Below are 17,309 nucleotides of genomic sequence, written 5' to 3'. Positions count from 1 at the left end.
ACATGCCAGGCAACAGCAAGCGCAGGGGCGCGATCAAGAAGACCGGCAAGGGCAACCCCACTGCCGGCTCGGGTGGCCGCCGCCGCCAGGGGCTGGAGGGCAAGGGCCCGACCCCGCGCGCGGAGGACCGCCCCAACCACAAGCTCTACAAGATGAAGAACGCCGCGCAGAAGCGTGAGCAGGCGCGGCCCAAGCGCAAGCAGGGCGACGCCGCCGAGTGGGTCGCCGGGCGCAACTCGGTGCTCGAGCTGCTCAGGGCCACCGTGCCGGTGCACGCGCTCTACGTCGCCGAGGGCACCGACCGCGACGAGAAGGTCCGCGAGATCTTCAAGCTCGCCGCCGAGCAGCACGTCAGCCTGCTCGAGATCGGCCGCATCGAGCTCGATAAGCTCACGGGTGGTGCCGTGCACCAGGGCATCGCGGCCAAGCTCAACGCGTACGACTACGCCAACCCGCAGGACCTGCTCGACCTCGCTGACGAGCGCGACGAGCCGGCGCTGATCGTCATGCTCGACGGCGTCACGGATCCCCGCAATCTCGGCGCGATCATCAGGTCCGCGTCTGGCTTCGGAGCCCACGGCGTCGTCATCCCCGAGCGCCGGGCCGCCCAGATCACCGCCGCGGCGTGGAAGACCTCGGCCGGCGCGGCAGCTCGCGTGCCGGTCGCCCGGGTCACCAACCTGACCCGCACGCTCAAGGACTTCCAGGACGCCGGCTGCATGGTCGTCGGCCTCGCCGCCGACGGCACGGTCGACATCGCCCAGTCGCGGATGGTCGACGGTCCCGTCGTCGTCGTGATCGGCAGCGAGGGCAAGGGCCTGTCCCGACTCGTCGGCGAGACGTGCGACGAGATCGTCTCGATCCCGATGTCGACCGGCCTCGAGTCGCTCAACGCCGGCGTCGCCGCAGGCATCGCGCTCTACGCCATCGCCCAGGTCCGCGCCTAGCACTGGATCTCACGGGTCTCGATACGCCGCTTGCAGAGCAAGCTTGCTACTCGACCGGCGGTTACTCGCTGATCGAGTGATCCCAAGGGACGAGGGATCGTATCGAGATCACGTACACCGGATGGATGACGCGAAAGGACATCGTCCGGTATCTGGGCATGTCATGACGTGCTGCTGAGGGCACCTACCGTCGAGGTATGGCTGCCACCCTGGACATCATCCACCTGCGTACGTTCGTCGCCATCGCCGAGTGCGGTGGCTTCGGACGCGCGGCCATCGCGCTGCACATGAGCCAGCCGACGGTGAGCCAGCACGTACGCGCGCTGGAGAAGCGGCTCGGCCAGCCCCTCGTCGAGAAGTCCGGGCGGGGCGTGAAGTTCACCCCGTCCGGCGAGAAGCTCCTGCTCGAGGCCCGTCGCATCCTCGGGGTGCACGACCAGGCGCTCGAACGCCTCGACGCCAGCCTCCCCCGGTCGATCGTGATCGGCTCTACCGAGACCGCGGCCGACTCGATCCTGCCGGAGCTGCTGACGTCGATCCGCGGCGCGTACCCCGACCACACCGTGCAGTTCCACATCGACCGCTCCACGCAGATGGAGGAGGCCGTCGTCAAGGGCACGATCGACCTCGCTGTCACGATGGGCCTCGGCGCCGACCTGCCGGGCAACGAGGTCGGCCTGCTCCCGCTCAACTGGTACGCCTCCCCGACGTTCAGTGCCCCGGCCGATGGCGATCCGTGGCCGCTCGTCGCGTACGTCGAGCCGTGCGGCATGCGGCAGCGCGCCCTCGACGAGCTCGGCGCCCGCGGCCACCATGTCGAGGTCGTCGCCGAGTCGACCAGCCTCGAAGGCGTCATCGCCGCTGCACGCGCCGGCCTCGGCGTCGCGGTGCTGCCGACCGCAGGATCGGTGCCGTCGGGCCTTGAGGTGCGCCGCGACCTGCCGGACCTCGGCCAGATCAGCCTGCGGCTCGTCACCCGCAAGGGCCTCGACCGCGACATCGAGCAGACCGCGTTCACGGCGCTCCAGGAGTTCTACGCCGTCAAGCGCTACGTGCATCCCGTACGTTCTGATGCCCGATTCATCGGCTCCGCCGATGGGTTCCCATCCACAAACGTTGTTGGACTGGGCTGAGGAACCCCGGGAGAATGGACACCATGAACAGCACTGTGCGCACCCCCTCCGGGCGGTGTCGCTGTCGCCCCTAGCCGGCGACCCGACGCACCTGCTGCACCCACACCCATCGCGCGAGAGCGCACCTTCCGTACTACCCCCATGTCTGAAACAGGAGAGTCATGTCCATCCTCATCACCGCCGACGAGCTCGCGGCCACCCCGGCCGTGCTGCTCGACGTCCGCTGGCGGCTCGACCGCCCGGACGGCAGCGGGGAGTTCCGCGCCGGCCACGTGCCGGGTGCCGTCTACGTCGACCTCGACCACCAGCTCGCCAGCCACGGGGAGCCGGCGGACGGTCGGCACCCGTTGCCGACCGTCGAGGCGCTGCAGGCGGCGGCTCGCTCGTGGGGCATCGACGACGACAGCACCGTCGTGGTCTACGACGACCAGGGCAACCTCGCCGCGGCCCGCGCGTGGTGGCTGCTGACGTACGCCGGTGTCTCCGACGTACGCGTGCTCGACGGCGGACTGCAGGCGTGGACTGCATCCGACCGGCCGCTCGAGACCGGCGATGCCGCGCCGGCACCCGGCTCGGTGACGCTCGCGTATGGGCACCTGCCGGTCGTCGACATCGATGACGTCCTCGACGCAGCCGCGACCGGCTCACTGCTCGACGCACGTGCCCCGGAGCGCTACCGCGGCGAGACCGAGCCGATCGATCCCGTCGCAGGCCACATCCCGGGCGCGATCAACACACCGACCGGGCAGAACCTCGCCGACGACGGCCGGTTCCTCGACCCGGCGACGCTCCGCGGCCGCTTCATCGCCGCCGGCGTCGACCCCGATCGCCCGGTCGCGACCTACTGCGGGTCGGGCGTCACCGCGGCCCACAACATCGTCGCCCTGACCCTCGCCGGCTTCGAGCCGGCCCTCTATCCCGGCTCGTGGAGCCAATGGTCCAACCAGCCCGACCGCCCCGTCGCGACGGGCACCTCACAAGGAGTACCAGCATGACCGTCGAATTCATCAGCGCGATCAACGTCAACCCGGGCAACGAGCTCAACGGGCTGCGCGATCCCCGCATCGACCCGAAGTACGTCACCCGGTACGCCCGGGTGCTCGAGGACGGTGGCTTCGACTACACCCTCGTGCCCTACCACTCCGGTGGACACGACCCGTTCACGTTGGCGGCGGCGATCGCCTCGGTCACCGAGCGGCTCAAGCCGATCATCGCGCTGCGACCCAACACGCTCTACCCGACGGTCGCGGCCAAGGCGTTGGCGACGCTCGACCAGCTCTCCAACGGCCGTGCGGTCGTCCACTTCATCGCCGGTGGCAGCGACGTCGAGCAGGCTCGCGAGGGCGACCGGCTGTCCAAGTCCGAGCGCTACGCCCGCCAGGAGGAGTACATCCAGATCCTCAAGCGGGTCTGGACCGAGCGCACGCCGTTCGACCACGCAGGTACGTACTACTCGTTCGAGAACTTCGTGTCCTTGGTCGAGCCGGTCAACGGCACGATCCCGATCTCGGTCGGCGGCTCGTCCGACGACGCGTACCGGATCGGCGGCGCGCTCGGCGACATCTTCGGGCTGTGGGGTGAGCCGCTCGCGGACACGCAGCAGCAGATCGACCGGGTCGCCGAGGCTGCTCGTGCCGCCGGTCGCACCGACACCCCGCGGACCTGGGTGACGTTCCGCCCGATCGTCGCGGCGACCGAGGAGCTGGCGTGGGAGAAGGCCCACCGCACGCTCGAGATCCTGCAGGACGGCTCGAAGGCGTCGGCGCTCTGGAGCCGCAACATCCTGAGGACCACCAACACGGACGGCCCGGCCAATGTCGGCTCGCAGCGGCTGCTCGAGATCGCGTCGCGCGGCGACCTGCACGACCGGGCGCTGTGGACACCGACGGCGTCCGCGACGGGTGCCCAGGGTGCCTCGACCGCGCTCGTCGGCACGCCGGAGACCGTCGCCGCCGCGATCCTCGACTACGTCGACCTCGGTGCCGACCTGATCTCGATCCGCGGCTACGACAACTTCAACGACGCCGTCGACTACGGCCGCTACGTCATCCCGCTCGTGCGCCAGGAGCTCGCCCACCGCGAGGCCACCGGTCAGCGCGGCGGGGTCGTCGCCCAGCCGCCGCTCGACGAGGTGCTCCGAGAGCGCGCCGCGTCATGACGGTCACCGATGCTGCCGTGGTCCTGCCCGTGGTCGACGTCTCGGACGCCCGGCTCGCCCGGCTGACTGCCGAGCTCGCCGAGCACGCCGAGGACGTCGACCGTGCGGCGCGGTTTCCGTGGGAGGGGCTGCAGGCCGTGCACGACGCCGGCATCCTGACCGCTGGTGTGTCCACCGAGCTCGGCGGACACGGCGGACTCAGTGCCGTCGACACGGTCCGGGTGTTCCGGGCGATCGGCAAGGGCGATCCGTCGACGGCCCTCATCGCAGCGATGACGTACTTCGCGCACCGCAGCTTTGCCACGCTGTGGCCCGCTGAGCTCTATGCCCGGGTGCTGAGGGAGTCGGCCCAGGGTCCGACGCCGATCAACGCGATCCGTGCTGAGCCCGAGCTCGGCGCGCCGGCCCGCGGTGGGCTGCCGGCCACGACGGTGCGTCGAACAGAGGACGGCTGGGTGCTCAACGGCCACAAGGGGTTCGCAACCGGCTCGGAAGGACTGGCCTACCACCTGGTGTGGGCCGTGTCGGAGGACGAGGAGCCCCTGATCGGGCACGTCGTCGTACCGTCGACTGACGCTGACGGTGTCGCCGACCCCGGCATTCGCATCGAGAAGACCTGGGACCACCTCGGCATGCGCGGCACCAGCACGCACGACGTGATCTACACCGATGTTGTCGTGCCGACGGACCACTTCGTCGGAGTCCCGGTCGGCTCCGTCGCCAACAACGCCGGCCTGGCCGACGGTGCGCTGCTCAGCGTGTTCGCGCTGTACGTGGGTGTCGCCGAAGCCGCCGGCGACTTCTTCGGTGAGTTCGCCCGCACGCGCGTGCCGACCGCGCTCGGCCGCCCGATCGCCACGACCGAGCGGATCCAGTCGGTCGCCGGCGAGATCGAGGCGCACCTCACCACCGCACAAGAGGTGCTGCACAGCCTCGCCGTTCGCATCGACCACGGCGACACGACCGCGTTCGCGCGCCTCGGCCTCGCCAAGGTCGTCGCCTCGCGGTCGTCGATTGCGGCGGTCGAGACCGCCGTCGCGGCGCTCGGAAACCCGGCCCTGACCCGCCACCACCCGCTCGAGCGGCATCTTCGCGACGTGTTGTGTTCGCGGATCCATCCGCCCCAAGACGACACCGCGCTGATCGGCGCGGGTCGTCTCGCCCTCCAAGCCTGATCCCTCCAACCCCCTGAAATCCCCCCGAAAAGAAGGAACCACCATGTCCCGCCAGCATCGCCCGGCCTTCCGCCGCGGCGCCCTCGCCACGCTTGCCGCTGCCGCCCTGATCGCGCTCAGCGCGTGCGGCGGCAGCGACGGGTCCTCCGCCAAGAGCGACGGCCCGGTCCAGGAGGGCGGCACGCTCAAGCTTGCCTTCAACCAGGACCTGTTCGGCAACCTCGACCCCAACCAGAACTTCTGGATCGAGTCGCGGTCGATCGACCGCAACCTCGTCGACTCCCTGACCGACCAGGACCCCAAGACCGGCAAGATCGTGCCTTGGCTCGCGACGAAGTGGACCGTGTCGCCGGACGCCAAGACGTACACGTTCACGTTGCGTGACGGCGTGACGTTCAGCGACGGCACACCGCTCGACGCCAAGGCGGTCAAGACCGCGTACGACGGCATCGTCAAGCTCGGGCCGCTGGCCTCGCTCGGTGCGACCTACCTGTCGGGCTACAAGGAGACCAAGGTCCTGGCCCCCAACAAGATCGAGGTCGACTTCACGACCGCCAACGCAGCGTTCCTGCAGGCGACCTCGACGACGACGCTCGGCATCCTGTCACCGAAGTCGTACGACATCGACCCCAAGAAGCGGGCACTCGGTGACTTCGTCGGCAGCGGCCCGTTCACGCTCACGAGCTACAAGGTCGCGCAGTCGGTCAAGCTTGCCAAGCGCAAGGACTACGCCTGGGGCTCGGAGATCAACAAGAACCGCAAGGCGGCGCACATCGACGCGCTCGACGTCACGTTCGTGCCCGAGGAGAGTGTCCTGGTCGGCAGCCTGACGTCCAAGCAGATCGACGTCGCCTGGCCGCGCAACCCGTTGTCGGAGCAGAGCCAGCAGACCATCACGAGCGGCGGCGGCACGGTCGACAGCACGGTGCTGCCCGGCCTGACGTACAACCTGATCCCCAACGTCAAGGGCATCCTGGGCGACGCCAAGGTGCGCGAGGCCCTGCAGAAGTCGATCGACCGCACCGAGTGGGCGCACACGTTGTTCGGCGACGACTACCCGGTGACCAAGAGCGTCATCGACTCGTCGACGCCGCAGTGGAGCGACCAGTCGGCTCTCCTGGCATACGACCCCGACGGTGCGGCGAAGCTGCTCGACGAGGCCGGCTGGAAGAAGGGCTCCGGAGCCTATCGGACCAAGGACGGCAAGCCGCTCGAGATCTCCTTCCTCACCGTCGCGCCGTGGCCCGGCTGGGACCTGCTGCAGGACCAGCTCAAGAAGGTCGGGATCAAGCTGACCCAGAAGGTCGTGACTCCGGCCGAGAACACCGCGAAGGCCAACAACGGTGACTTCGACCTGACCGCGTCCTACTTCACCCGGGCCGATGCCGACGTGCTGCGCACGTTCTACGACACGAACGTCGTGAAGCCGGGCACGGGCCCGGGTGCGTACACCCAGGACCCCGCGACGGCCAAGGCACTGAGCGCGCTGTACGCCCAGGAGATCAGCGAGGCCGACCCGGTCAAGCGCAAGGCGATCTTCGCGGAGATCCAGAAGCAGATCATCACCGCGGGCGTCCTGTTCCCGCTGCAGGACCGCGCGCAGATCGTGGCCACGACCGATCAGGTCCACGACCTTGACTACACCGCTGAGACGTTCCTGCGCCTCAACGACGTGTGGCTGTCGAAGTAGCCCGACGGACGAAGGAGGAGACGACATGGTGCAGTACACGGCCAGGCGCGTCGCGCAGGCGATCGCGGTCCTCTGGGCGGCCTACACCGTGACGTTCGTCGTCCTCTATGCGCTGCCGAGCGACCCGGTCTCGATCCTGCTCAACCAAGCAGGCGGGACCGGGCGCCCGTCGGCGGACCAGGTCGCCAAGATCCAGGCGGCGTACGGGTTCGACGACCCGATCGTCGTGCAGTACTGGCACCACCTCGTCGACGCGTTCCAGCTCGACTTCGGCCAGTCGGTGTCGCGTGGCCAGTCGGTCACGTCGTTGCTGGCCGAGAACCTGCCGCCGACGATCGCCCTCACGGCGGTGGCACTGGTGCTGACGACCCTCATCGGCGGCGGGCTCGCGTTCCTCGCGACGTACGTCGGCTGGCGGCCGCTCCGGTCGTTCCTGCACCGGTTGCCCGCCGTCGGGGTGTCGTTCCCGACGTTCTGGGTCGGGCTGCTGCTGATCCAGCTGTTCTCGTTCTCGCTCGGCTGGTTCCCGGCCACGGGCTCCGGTGGCGTGTCGTCACTCGTGCTGCCGGCGCTCACGATGTCGTTGCCGACGTCCGGGATCCTCGCCCAGGTGCTGATCCGTGGTCTCGACGACACCCTCGACCAGGCGCACATCGCCACAGCCCGGGCCAAGGGGCTGTCGCGGCTCACGATCCACACCAAGCACGCGCTCAAGAACGCAAGCCTCCCGGCGCTGACGATCCTCGGCGTGCTGGTCGGTGCGACCGTCACGAACGCCGTCGTCGCCGAGACGGTGTTTTCCCGCCTCGGCATCGGCCGGCTCGCCCAGCAGGCGGTGCTCGCGCAGGACATCCCGCTGGTGCAGGGGATCGTCGTGCTCGCCGCCGGTGTCTTCGTCGTCGTCAACCTCGTCGTCGACCTGATCTATCCGCTGCTGGATCCCCGTGTCCTGCAGCCCACCTCGTCCCGTTCGCTCGCACCCCTGGAGGTGGCGGCATGACGCTCGCCGATGCCGAGCTCGTCCGGCCTATCACGCCCGCACCGCCGACGGCGGATCGCGACGAGACGTCGAGTCGTACGCGCCAGACCGCCCACGCGCTGCTGCGCCGACCCGGATTCCTGATCGCCGTCGCGTACGTCGTGCTGGTCATCCTGAGCGCGATCGCCCCGCGACTGTTCGCGTCCGGTGACCCGACGCAGACCGAGCCGAAGGACAAGTTCCTCGCGCCGAGCCTGCATCACCTGTTCGGCACCGACGAGCTCGGCCGCGACCTGTTCACCCGCATGGTGCACGGCAGCGCGCTCTCGGTCGAGGCCACCGCGATCTCCGTCGGCCTCGCGGTCGTCGCCGGCCTGACCATCGGCGTGGTCTCGGGGTACGCCGGCGGTTGGGCCGACAGCCTGCTGATGCGGTTCGTGGACGTGCTACTGGCGATCCCGGCGCTGCTGCTGGCGCTGGCGATCGTCACGGCACTCGGCTTCGGCACCGTCAACGTGGCGATCGCCGTCGGCGTGGGCCTGACTCCCGGATTCGCCCGGGTCACCCGCGCCGAGGTGCTGCGGGTCAAGACGCTCCCGTACGTCGAGGCCGCCCGCTCCAGCGGTGCCGGCCCGTTGCGCGTCCTGCGTCGCCACATCCTGCCCAACTCATGGGGGCCCGTCGCGGTGCTCGCGGTCCTCGACTTCGGCACCGCGATCCTGGCGGTCTCGTCGCTGTCGTTCCTGGGCTTCGGTGCGCCGCCGCCCGAGGCCGAGTGGGGCTCGCTCGTCGCGGCCGGTCGTACGTACCTCGTGACCTCACCGTGGCTGACCTTGCTGCCCGGCCTCGCGGTCGGTGCGGCCGTGTACGCCCTCAACCACATCGGCAAGACGTTCGAGGAGCTCCAGAGATGGCACTGACCTTCACCCCGGCGCCGGTGGTCGCGACGCCGACCGACCACCCCGTCCTCGAGATCGACGACCTCTCGGTCGGCTTCGGGCCCAAGGGCCGCGAGCGCCGAGTCGTCGAGAACCTCACGCTCTCGGTCCGCCCCGGTCAGGTCGTCGCCCTCGTCGGCGAGTCCGGCTCCGGCAAGTCGACGACGGCTCACGCCGCGCTCGGCCTGCTCCCCGCCGGCGGCCGGATCGTCGGCGGCCGGATCACGCTCGGCGGCCATGACGTCACGCACGCCGACGACAAGGCGTTCCGGCATCACCGCGGCCCGGTCGTCGGGCTCGTGCCGCAGGACCCGATGGTCGCGCTCAACCCGACGATGCGGGTCGGTGAGCAGGTCGCCGAGGCCGTACGCCGTCGGGGTGTGCCCAAGCGTTCCGTCGAGGTCGAGGTCGTCGAGGTGCTCGAACGCGCCGGCGTCGACAATCCGGTGGTCAAGGCGCGCCAGTATCCGCACGAGCTCTCCGGCGGCCAGCGCCAGCGCGTCCTGATCGCGATCGCCCTGGCCGGCAAGCCCAAGCTGCTCGTCGCCGATGAGCCCACCAGCGCCCTCGACGCCACGGTGCAGCGGCGCATCCTCGACCACCTCGACCGTCTCGTGGCCGACAACGGCACCTCGCTGCTGCTCATCACCCACGACCTCGGCGTCGCGGTCGATCGCGCGGACCACCTCGTCGTGATGTCGCAGGGCCGCATCGTCGAGCAGGGCAAGCCGGCACAGATCGCCGAGTCGCCCCAGCACGAGTACACCCAGCGGCTGCTCGACGCGGCGCCCGGCCTGGGCCGGGTCCGTCGGCCGGCTCCCGTGCCACCAGTCGACGACGTCGTGCTGCGCTTCGACGGCGTCAGCAAGGAGTTCACGTCACGCAGCGGGCTCGGGTCACGCAGCCGCGCCCGGGTGCTCGACGACGTCACGCTCGACGTGCACCGCGGACGTACGCTCGCGCTGGTCGGCGAGTCCGGCTCGGGCAAGACGACCGCACTGCGCATCGCGATGGGCCTCGAACGGCCCACCTCCGGGCGGGTCCTGTTCGACGGTGTCGACGTCGCGTCGTCGGACCGGCGCTCGCTGCGGGCGCTGCGCCGGCGGTTCCAGTTCGTCCACCAGAACCCGTTCGCGGCGCTCGACCCGAAGTTCAGTGTCCGTGACCTCGTCGCCGAGCCGCTCGAATCGTTCCGGATCGGCGACCGGGCGTCGCGCACGACCACCGTCAGCAAGCTGCTCGACCAGGTCGCCCTGCCGGCGAGCTATCTGGGCCGCCGCCCCGCCGAGCTGTCGGGCGGCCAGCGGCAGCGCGTCGCGATCGCACGCGCCCTCGCGCTCGAGCCCGAGCTGCTGCTGCTCGACGAACCGGTGTCGGCGCTCGACGTCTCGGTGCAGGCGCAGATCCTGGATCTCCTGGTCGACCTGCAGAGCGAGCTCGGCCTGACGTACGTGCTGGTGTCGCACGACCTCGCGGTCGTCGCCGAGGTGTCGCACCAGCTCGCGGTGCTCGACGGCGGGCGGATCGTCGAGAGCGGTCCCACACAGCAGGTGTTCGACCATCCCGAGCACGCCCTGACCCGCGCCCTGCTGGCCGCGGTGCCCGGACTCTCACTCAAGGAGGCTGGCGCATGACGAGGTATGTCGTGATCGGCGCAGGCGCGCTCGGCGGGCTGCTCGCGGCCGAGCTGCACACCAGCGGCATCGAGTCGTTGCTCGTGGCCAGAGGCGCCAACGGCGAGGCCATCCGCGCCGGAGGCCTGCGGATCCGCCGGCCCGAGGGCACCGATGTCGTACGTGTGCCCGTCGCGTCGGGTCCGGACGAGGCCAGCCTGCGGCCCGACGACCTGCTGGTCCTGGGGGTCAAGACGCAAGACGTCGAAGCCGTCCTCCAGACCTGGTCGTGGCTGCCTGTCGAGGGCGGGGGAGTCGCCGCCGACCTGCCGGTCGTCACGCTGCAGAACGGGCTGGCGACCGAGGAGGCCGTGCTGCGCCGGTTCGGCGAGGTCTACGCCGCGACGGCATGGATCGCCGCGAGCCACCTCAGCCCCGGCGAGGTCGTGAGTCCGAGCTGGCCGACGGTCGGGATCATCTGGCTGGGCCGGCACCACTCCGGCACCGACGAGCGCGCCGAGCAGATCGCCGCGGACCTGCGCGCGGCCCGGTTCGCGGCGACCGCCGTCGACGACATCGCCGGCTGGAAGGCGCACAAGCTGCGCGGCAACATCACGAACGGCCTCGACCTGTTCGCCGGGTCCGCCGACGACGTCGCGCAGGCGGCGGCGCTGCTGGTCGCCGAGCTCGACAGCGTCTTCCTCGCCGCCTCGATCGACGTGGTCGACCCGGCGACGGCGGTGGCGACCGTGCCGGCCCTCGACATCGGCACGGTGCCGGGCCATGAGCATCGCCGCTCGACGTGGCAGAGCTTTGCCCGCGGCGCCGGCTCGGAGGTCGACTACCTCAACGGCGAGATCGTGCTGCTCGGCCGGCTCCACGGCGTACCGACACCCGTCAACGAGACCCTCCAGCGAGCGCTCGGGGCGCGAGCCGCCGCCGGTGGCTCGACCGAACCGATCGACGTACGCCTCCTGCTCGACCCCGCCCTGCAACCCATCTGACCACCGGAAGGACCACCATCATGACCGAGACCACGACCGCCTGCGACCTGCCCGCCGCACCCCGGACCACGCATTCCGCCGTGCTCGTCAGCCCCGCCATCGCCGCTGCGGCGGTCGACGGTGGCGCGCGATTCATCGACGTACGCAGTGAGGGCTTCCGCGCACGCACCGGCGGGCTTCCGCAGGCCGAGATCGTCGACAAGCCGGCGCTCGCCGAGGCGTTCGCCGACCGTGAGGATGCCCGCCCGGTCGTCGTGATCTGCGGCTCGATCAACGGCTCGGGCCCCGTTGCCGACCAGCTCGTCGAGTGGGGCTTCAGCAACGTCGTGCATGTCGACGGCGGCTTCGCGGCCTGGAAGGACGCCGGCCTCGCCACGACGCCGGCGACGGATCCCGACGCATGAGCGTTGCCACCTTCTCTCTCGACGACCTCGTCGCGGACCTGGACGACTGGTCGGTCGTGCCGGCCGACGTCGAGTCGGCGAGCCGGGACCGCTCGGGCTCACCGATTGGTCCCGCGGCGATCGTCGTGCGCGCCGGCTCGGTCGAGCAGGTGCAGGCGACACTGCGGTTCGCCCACCAGCACGGCATCGCCGTCGTGCCACGTGGTGCCGGCAGCGGCGTCGCGGGCGGTGCCGTCGCGGGCAGCGGCAGCATCGTGCTCGACCTCTCTCGGCTCGACCGGATCGTCGAGGTCCGGGCCGACGACCAGGTCGCGGTCGTCGAGCCCGGCGTCATCACGGCCGATCTCGACGCAGCGGCCGGAGCCCATGGCCTGTTCTACGCCCCCGATCCCGGCAGCGTCGGCATCTCGACGATCGGCGGCAACATCGCGACCAACGCCGGCGGGTTGCGGGGCGCCAAGTACGGCGTGACGCGCGACGCCGTGCTGTCGCTCGACGTCGTGCTGGCCGACGGCCGGCTCGTCACGGTCGGCCGCGAGACGCTCAAACGCGTGACCGGCTACGACCTGCTCGGCCTGCTCGTCGGCTCGGAGGGCACGCTCGGCGTCGTCGTCCGCGCCACGCTGCGGCTCCTGCCCCGCCCGGTCGCCACCAGCACCGTCGCGGCCTACTTCGCCGGCATCGACGAGGCCGCAGCGGCCGCGATCGCGGTCCGTTCATCGGGCGTACGCCCGGTGGTCCTGGAGATAGTCGACGGCCCCACCTTGGCGGCGATCGACGCGCTCGAGGACACCCGGCTGCGGGCCAACGGCGCGGCATTCCTGCTCGCACAGACCGACGGCCACGCCGCCGCGATCGAGGCCGACGTCATCGCCGAGGTGCTGGCGCCGCTGGCGACATACGTCGAGACGTCCGATGATCCCGTCGAGAGCGCCCGGCTCATGACCGCTCGCCGGCAGGCGCTGCCGGCGCTCGAGCGCATCGGCCGAGTCGTCATCGAGGACATCGCGGTGCCGCCGTCGCGGCTCGCCGAGGCGATCCGCGGCATCCACGCGATCGCCGACGAGACCGGCGCGCGCATCTTCGTGTTCGCGCACGCGGGCGACGGCAACGTCCACCCGATCCTCGTCGTCGACGGCGATGAGCTGCCGGCGTACGCGATCGAGGCGGTCGACCGGATCTTCGCGCTCGCGCTGAGCCTCGGCGGAACGCTGACCGGCGAGCACGGTGTCGGCCTGCTCAAGCGCGACTGGGTCGCCCAGGAAGTCGGCGGTGTGGTCGACGGGCTGCAGCGCGCCATCAAGTCATTGTTCGACCCGGCCGGGATCCTCAACCCCGGCAAGGCCATCTGAACCATCCACCGAGGAGCTGAATCCTTCATGCACGTGTCGATCGTCGTGGGCAACCCGAAAGCCCGATCGCGGACCTGGGACGCCGCCCAGCGTCTCGCCGCGGGTCTCGATGCGACCGAGGTGACGGCGTGCGACCTCGTCGACCTGGGTCCCGGCCTGCTGGGCTGGGGTGATCCCGAGGTGTCGGCCGCGGTCAAGGCGGTGGCCTCGAGCGACGTGGCGATCTTCGCGTCGCCGACGTTCAAGGCCACGTACACCGGGCTGCTCAAGCTGTTCCTCGACCAGCTCCCCGGCGGCACGGGCCTCGAGGGTGTCGTCGGCATACCGCTGATGCTGGGGGCCGGTCCCGCCCACCACCTGGCGGCGGAGCTGCACCTCAAGCCCGTGCTGGTCGAGGTCGGCGCCACCGTCCCGGCGCCGGCGCTCTACTTGATCGACAGTGCACCGCAGCCCGATGACGTCGAGCAGGCGTGGTTGGCGCGGTGGGCGCCGGTCGTCCGCGCTGCGGTGGGGGTGAGGGCATGAGCGCCGAGATCGACGACGAGGTCCTGCAGAAGTCGTTCCGGTCCGCGATGGGCAATGTCGCTGCGGCGGTGTCGGTCGTGACGACGTTCGGTGATGGCGAACCCATGGGCTCGACGGTCAGCGCGTTCGCGTCACTGTCGATGGAGCCGCCGATGCTGCTGGTGTCGCTCGACAATCGCTCGTCGCTGTTGGCGGCGTTGCGCATCGAGTCGGTCGTCGGCGTCAACGTGCTGGCCGCGCACCAGGACCAGATCGCGCTGCGCTTTGCCCGCTCGGGCCCCGACAAGTTCGCGGACATCCCGTGGCGGCCCGAGGACGGTGCCCCGGCGCTCGTGGACCGGCACGCGTGGGTGGCGATGGCGGTGACGCAGCTGATCGAGGCCGGCGACCACACGCTGGTGCTGGGCCGGGTCGAGGCGGCCGACACGTACGCCCACGCTCCGCTGACGTACTGGCAGCGAGCGTTCGGAACCCACAAGACCTTCTGAGCTCACCTTGCGTCGTACCTTCTGAGACCCACGGGTCGCAGAAGGTGCGACGCACGTCTGTTGGTCCATGGGGACGGCAGACCCCCGCCCACTGTTACGTGGTTTGGAGACAGTTCTCGACGTCGCTCACGTCCTGAGACCCGGCCGGGAAGGGCGGAAACTGTGCTTCGCGCGGGTGGGCGCGAGTAGCACACGGCGGCCGTCGGCGCGGAGGCATTCCAAGGCTCGAAATGGCCCATGACCTGCGCTTTCGCGGCCCTAGCGTCATCGGCATGAACTCGATGACTCGGCTCGTCGCCCGCCTTGCGGTCGACCTGATGCGGACCCACAGCGCGACCTGTCGCTGACCAGCGCTCCGCCAAGTCCCGCACGTCCGTACGTCCATCGAAGGAACTCGCATGACCATCTCCGTACGCAAGCTCACCAGCCGCATCGGTGCCCAGATCACCGGCGTCGACCTGTCCGCCCCGCTCGACCGGGAGACGGTCGCGACGATCCGCCAGGCGCTCAACGCGCACAAGGCGATCGTGTTCGACGGCGCCGACCTCGACCAACAGGGCCAGGAGCGCATCGCCGGCTACTTCGGCGATCTCACCGCCGCGCACCCGACGGTGCCCGCGGCCGAGGGCAGCGCCGCCGTGCTCGCGGTCGACAGCGCCCAGAGCAAGGCCAACCAGTGGCACACCGACGTCACGTTCGTGATCAATCCGCCGGCGATCTCGACGCTGCGGAGCATCACGGTGCCTCCGTACGGCGGCGAGACGCTGATCGCTGACGCGGCCGGCGCCTACCACGACCTCCCGCCCGGGCTGCGCGAGCTCGCCGACGGGCTGTGGGCGGTGCACTCCAACGACTACGACTACGCCGTGCCGCCCGAGACGCTGACGGATCACCAGAAGGCGTACAACGACACGTTCACGTCGACGGTCTACGAGACGGCCCATCCGGTCGTGCGCGTGCACCCGGAGACGGGAGAACGCGGCCTGTTCATCGGCGGCTTCGTCCGCCGGCTCGTGGGGCTGTCCGCCACCGAGTCGCGTGACCTGCTGCGCCTCCTGCAGGCGTACGTCACGCGGCCCGAGAACATCCTGCGCTGGTCGTGGTCGCCGGGCCAGCTGCTGATCTTCGACAACCGGATCACGCAGCACTACGCGATCGACAACTACGACGACCAGCCGCGCCGCCTCGAGCGCATCACGATCGCCGGCGACGTGCCGGTGTCGGTCGGCGGCACGCAGTCGTACGTCATCACGGGCGATTCGAGCCACTACTCGAGCATCGCCGAGAGCCGGGCCGCATGAGCACCGGCTTCGCACCTGCACGCGTACGTTCGCCACGTGCCGTGTCGGCCCCGCGCGAGCGGGCGACCGAGACGTTCACCGCACCGGCCGGGCGCGACGGCAGCCGGCTGACCCGCCTGCGCCGCCGCGTGCGCTGGCCGCTCGGGATCTACACGACGCCCGTCGCGATCCTGGTGCTCTGGCAGGTGACCAGCGAGCTCGGCTGGCTGCCCGAGAAGATCGCGCCGGCGCCGACGGCGATCGTCCAGGCTGGAATCGACCTCTGGAAGATCGGCGAGCTCGGCACCGACCTCACGACGTCGCTGCGACGGGTCGGGATCGGGCTGGCGATAGGCCTGACGATCGGCATCACGACGGGCATCATCGCCGGTCTGCTGCGGTCGGGGGAGTACCTGTTCAACGGCGTCGTGCAGATCGTTCACACGATCCCGCTGCTGGCGGTGCTGCCGCTGATGATCGTCTGGTTCGGCATCGACGAGCTGACCAAGGTGCTGCTGATCTCGTTCGGTGCCGGCGTGCCGATGTACCTCAACCTGTTCGCGGCGATCCGCGGCGTCGACCAACGCCTGATCGAGATGGCCAGGGCTGCGGGCGTCGGTCGAGCGCGACTGATCAGCCGGGTGCTGCTGCCCGGTGCGCTGCCCGGATTCCTCGTCGGGTTGCGGTTCTCGCTGGCGTACAGCGTGCTGGGGCTCGTGGCGGCGGAGACCGTCAACGCCAACGCCGGGATCGGCTACCTGATCAACCGCGCGCAGACCTACCTGCGCACCGACCAGGTCTTCCTCGGGCTCGTGATCTATGCCGTGATCGGGCTCTTGGCCGACCAGTTCGTCCGCATTCTCGAGCGGGTGCTGCTGCAGTGGCGCCCGAGTTATGAGGCGCAATGAGCGACGTGACCACGACCTCCGTCGACGTACGCGACGTCCGCCGCAAGTTCGGCGACCGGGTCGTCCTCGACGACCTGAGCCTGACGATCGGCGAGTCCGAGTTCGTCGTCCTGCTGGGCCCGTCCGGCTGCGGCAAGAGCACGTTGCTGCGTCTGCTGGGCGGCCTCGACCGGCCGGATGCCGGCACGGTCACCGTGCCCAGGGAACGGGCGATCGTCTTCCAGAACGATCGCCTGCTCCCGTGGCAGCGGGTGCTGCGCAACGTCACGATCGGCCTGTACGAGGCCGGCGCCGACGAGCGCGCACTGGCCGTGCTCGACGAGGTCGGGCTCAAGGATCACGCCCGCGCCTGGCCCAAGACGCTGTCGGGCGGCGAGGCGCAGCGTGTGTCCCTGGCCCGCGCACTCGTCACCGAGCCCGACCTGGTGCTGCTCGACGAACCGTTCGCCGCGCTCGACGCCATCACCCGGCTGCGGATGCACGACCTCGTCCGTGAGCTGCGCCGCAAGCACAACGCCGCGATGCTGCTCGTCACCCACGACGTCGACGAGGCCATCGCGCTCGCCGACCGGATCCTCGTGATGAGCGACGGCCGGATCGGCAGCTCGTACGACGTCCGGCTCGACCAGGACGAGCGCGCCATCGGCACAGCGCGTGAGGACCTCCGGGCCTCGCTGCTCGGTGACCTCGGGCTCGCTGCCGTCCACTGATCCAT

The 17,309-nt window shown here is 70.3% G+C and carries 17 protein-coding genes; all 17 read left to right on the top strand.

Annotated features, from left to right (window positions below; all coding sequences use genetic code 11):
- The first annotated feature begins 2 nt into the window (after positions 1–2).
- The 17 genes from rlmB to ESP70_RS13200 all read left to right on the top strand — a co-directional run bounded on the left by rlmB (position 3) and on the right by ESP70_RS13200 (position 17,304).
- Complete coding sequence (rlmB, locus tag ESP70_RS13280) at positions 3–947, top strand: 23S rRNA (guanosine(2251)-2'-O)-methyltransferase RlmB (protein WP_149689812.1); 945 nt, start codon at positions 3–5, stop codon at positions 945–947.
- A 197-nt stretch (positions 948–1,144) separates the two neighbouring features.
- Entirely contained in the window at positions 1,145–2,080 is a 936-nt protein-coding gene (locus tag ESP70_RS13275; RefSeq protein WP_149689811.1) for a LysR family transcriptional regulator, read from the top strand.
- 161 nt (positions 2,081–2,241) lie between these two features.
- Complete coding sequence (locus ESP70_RS13270; protein ID WP_149689810.1) at positions 2,242–3,075, top strand: sulfurtransferase; 834 nt, start codon at positions 2,242–2,244, stop codon at positions 3,073–3,075.
- Positions 3,072–4,238 carry an LLM class flavin-dependent oxidoreductase gene (locus tag ESP70_RS13265; RefSeq protein WP_149689809.1) on the top strand — a complete coding sequence of 389 codons (1,167 nt, stop codon included), beginning with the start codon at positions 3,072–3,074 and terminating at the stop codon, positions 4,236–4,238. The genes ESP70_RS13270 and ESP70_RS13265 overlap by 4 nt, the downstream gene beginning before the upstream one ends.
- Positions 4,235–5,413, top strand: a complete 1,179-nt coding sequence (locus tag ESP70_RS13260; protein ID WP_149689808.1) for an acyl-CoA dehydrogenase family protein — start codon at positions 4,235–4,237, stop codon at positions 5,411–5,413. The genes ESP70_RS13265 and ESP70_RS13260 overlap by 4 nt, the downstream gene beginning before the upstream one ends.
- 43 nt (positions 5,414–5,456) lie before the next feature.
- The gene (locus ESP70_RS13255) at positions 5,457–7,103 is read left to right on the top strand and encodes an ABC transporter substrate-binding protein (RefSeq protein WP_149689807.1); all 1,647 of its coding nucleotides are present in this window, start codon (positions 5,457–5,459) and stop codon (positions 7,101–7,103) included.
- A 25-nt stretch (positions 7,104–7,128) separates the two neighbouring features.
- Complete coding sequence (locus ESP70_RS13250; RefSeq protein ID WP_149689806.1) at positions 7,129–8,103, top strand: ABC transporter permease; 975 nt, start codon at positions 7,129–7,131, stop codon at positions 8,101–8,103.
- The gene (locus tag ESP70_RS13245) at positions 8,100–9,002 is read left to right on the top strand and encodes an ABC transporter permease (protein ID WP_149689805.1); all 903 of its coding nucleotides are present in this window, start codon (positions 8,100–8,102) and stop codon (positions 9,000–9,002) included. The genes ESP70_RS13250 and ESP70_RS13245 overlap by 4 nt, the downstream gene beginning before the upstream one ends.
- Complete coding sequence (locus ESP70_RS13240; RefSeq protein ID WP_149689804.1) at positions 8,993–10,654, top strand: dipeptide ABC transporter ATP-binding protein; 1,662 nt, start codon at positions 8,993–8,995, stop codon at positions 10,652–10,654. The genes ESP70_RS13245 and ESP70_RS13240 overlap by 10 nt, the downstream gene beginning before the upstream one ends.
- A complete protein-coding gene (locus ESP70_RS13235) occupies positions 10,651–11,637 on the top strand; it encodes a ketopantoate reductase family protein (protein ID WP_149689803.1) in 987 nt (328 codons plus the stop codon). Before ESP70_RS13240 ends, ESP70_RS13235 begins: the two co-directional genes overlap by 4 nt.
- A gap of 20 nt (positions 11,638–11,657) precedes the next feature.
- Complete coding sequence (locus tag ESP70_RS13230) at positions 11,658–12,041, top strand: rhodanese-like domain-containing protein (protein ID WP_149689802.1); 384 nt, start codon at positions 11,658–11,660, stop codon at positions 12,039–12,041.
- On the top strand, positions 12,038–13,393 hold the full coding sequence (locus ESP70_RS13225) for an FAD-binding oxidoreductase (protein ID WP_149689801.1): 1,356 nt from the start codon (positions 12,038–12,040) through the stop codon (positions 13,391–13,393). The genes ESP70_RS13230 and ESP70_RS13225 overlap by 4 nt, the downstream gene beginning before the upstream one ends.
- A 27-nt stretch (positions 13,394–13,420) precedes the next feature.
- Positions 13,421–13,918, top strand: coding sequence for an NADPH-dependent FMN reductase (locus ESP70_RS13220; protein ID WP_149689800.1), 498 nt, complete (start codon positions 13,421–13,423; stop codon positions 13,916–13,918).
- The gene (locus tag ESP70_RS13215) at positions 13,915–14,406 is read left to right on the top strand and encodes a flavin reductase family protein (protein ID WP_149689799.1); all 492 of its coding nucleotides are present in this window, start codon (positions 13,915–13,917) and stop codon (positions 14,404–14,406) included. The genes ESP70_RS13220 and ESP70_RS13215 overlap by 4 nt, the downstream gene beginning before the upstream one ends.
- Positions 14,407–14,804: 398 nt before the next feature.
- Complete coding sequence (locus ESP70_RS13210; protein ID WP_149689798.1) at positions 14,805–15,707, top strand: TauD/TfdA dioxygenase family protein; 903 nt, start codon at positions 14,805–14,807, stop codon at positions 15,705–15,707.
- Positions 15,704–16,594 (top strand): ABC transporter permease, encoded by an 891-nt coding sequence (locus tag ESP70_RS13205; RefSeq protein WP_149689797.1) that lies wholly within the window; start codon positions 15,704–15,706, stop codon positions 16,592–16,594. Before ESP70_RS13210 ends, ESP70_RS13205 begins: the two co-directional genes overlap by 4 nt.
- The gene (locus ESP70_RS13200) at positions 16,591–17,304 is read left to right on the top strand and encodes an ABC transporter ATP-binding protein (protein ID WP_149689796.1); all 714 of its coding nucleotides are present in this window, start codon (positions 16,591–16,593) and stop codon (positions 17,302–17,304) included. The genes ESP70_RS13205 and ESP70_RS13200 overlap by 4 nt, the downstream gene beginning before the upstream one ends.
- Positions 17,305–17,309 lie beyond the last annotated feature (5 nt).

It is taken from the genome of Aeromicrobium ginsengisoli (genome assembly GCF_004134905.2).
GTDB lineage: Bacteria > Actinomycetota > Actinomycetes > Propionibacteriales > Nocardioidaceae > Aeromicrobium > Aeromicrobium ginsengisoli.
The sequence above is the reverse complement of the archived record's forward strand: the minus strand, read 5'-3'. Positions and strand labels throughout refer to the sequence as shown.

Coding starts and splice junctions, on each gene's coding strand:
- rlmB (WP_149689812.1), top strand. CDS start 3: ATGCCAGGCAACAGCAAGCGCAGGGGCGCGATCAAGAAGACCGGCAAG.
- ESP70_RS13275 (WP_149689811.1), top strand. CDS start 1,145: ATGGCTGCCACCCTGGACATCATCCACCTGCGTACGTTCGTCGCCATC.
- ESP70_RS13270 (WP_149689810.1), top strand. CDS start 2,242: ATGTCCATCCTCATCACCGCCGACGAGCTCGCGGCCACCCCGGCCGTG.
- ESP70_RS13265 (WP_149689809.1), top strand. CDS start 3,072: ATGACCGTCGAATTCATCAGCGCGATCAACGTCAACCCGGGCAACGAG.
- ESP70_RS13260 (WP_149689808.1), top strand. CDS start 4,235: ATGACGGTCACCGATGCTGCCGTGGTCCTGCCCGTGGTCGACGTCTCG.
- ESP70_RS13255 (WP_149689807.1), top strand. CDS start 5,457: ATGTCCCGCCAGCATCGCCCGGCCTTCCGCCGCGGCGCCCTCGCCACG.
- ESP70_RS13250 (WP_149689806.1), top strand. CDS start 7,129: ATGGTGCAGTACACGGCCAGGCGCGTCGCGCAGGCGATCGCGGTCCTC.
- ESP70_RS13245 (WP_149689805.1), top strand. CDS start 8,100: ATGACGCTCGCCGATGCCGAGCTCGTCCGGCCTATCACGCCCGCACCG.
- ESP70_RS13240 (WP_149689804.1), top strand. CDS start 8,993: ATGGCACTGACCTTCACCCCGGCGCCGGTGGTCGCGACGCCGACCGAC.
- ESP70_RS13235 (WP_149689803.1), top strand. CDS start 10,651: ATGACGAGGTATGTCGTGATCGGCGCAGGCGCGCTCGGCGGGCTGCTC.
- ESP70_RS13230 (WP_149689802.1), top strand. CDS start 11,658: ATGACCGAGACCACGACCGCCTGCGACCTGCCCGCCGCACCCCGGACC.
- ESP70_RS13225 (WP_149689801.1), top strand. CDS start 12,038: ATGAGCGTTGCCACCTTCTCTCTCGACGACCTCGTCGCGGACCTGGAC.
- ESP70_RS13220 (WP_149689800.1), top strand. CDS start 13,421: ATGCACGTGTCGATCGTCGTGGGCAACCCGAAAGCCCGATCGCGGACC.
- ESP70_RS13215 (WP_149689799.1), top strand. CDS start 13,915: ATGAGCGCCGAGATCGACGACGAGGTCCTGCAGAAGTCGTTCCGGTCC.
- ESP70_RS13210 (WP_149689798.1), top strand. CDS start 14,805: ATGACCATCTCCGTACGCAAGCTCACCAGCCGCATCGGTGCCCAGATC.
- ESP70_RS13205 (WP_149689797.1), top strand. CDS start 15,704: ATGAGCACCGGCTTCGCACCTGCACGCGTACGTTCGCCACGTGCCGTG.
- ESP70_RS13200 (WP_149689796.1), top strand. CDS start 16,591: ATGAGCGACGTGACCACGACCTCCGTCGACGTACGCGACGTCCGCCGC.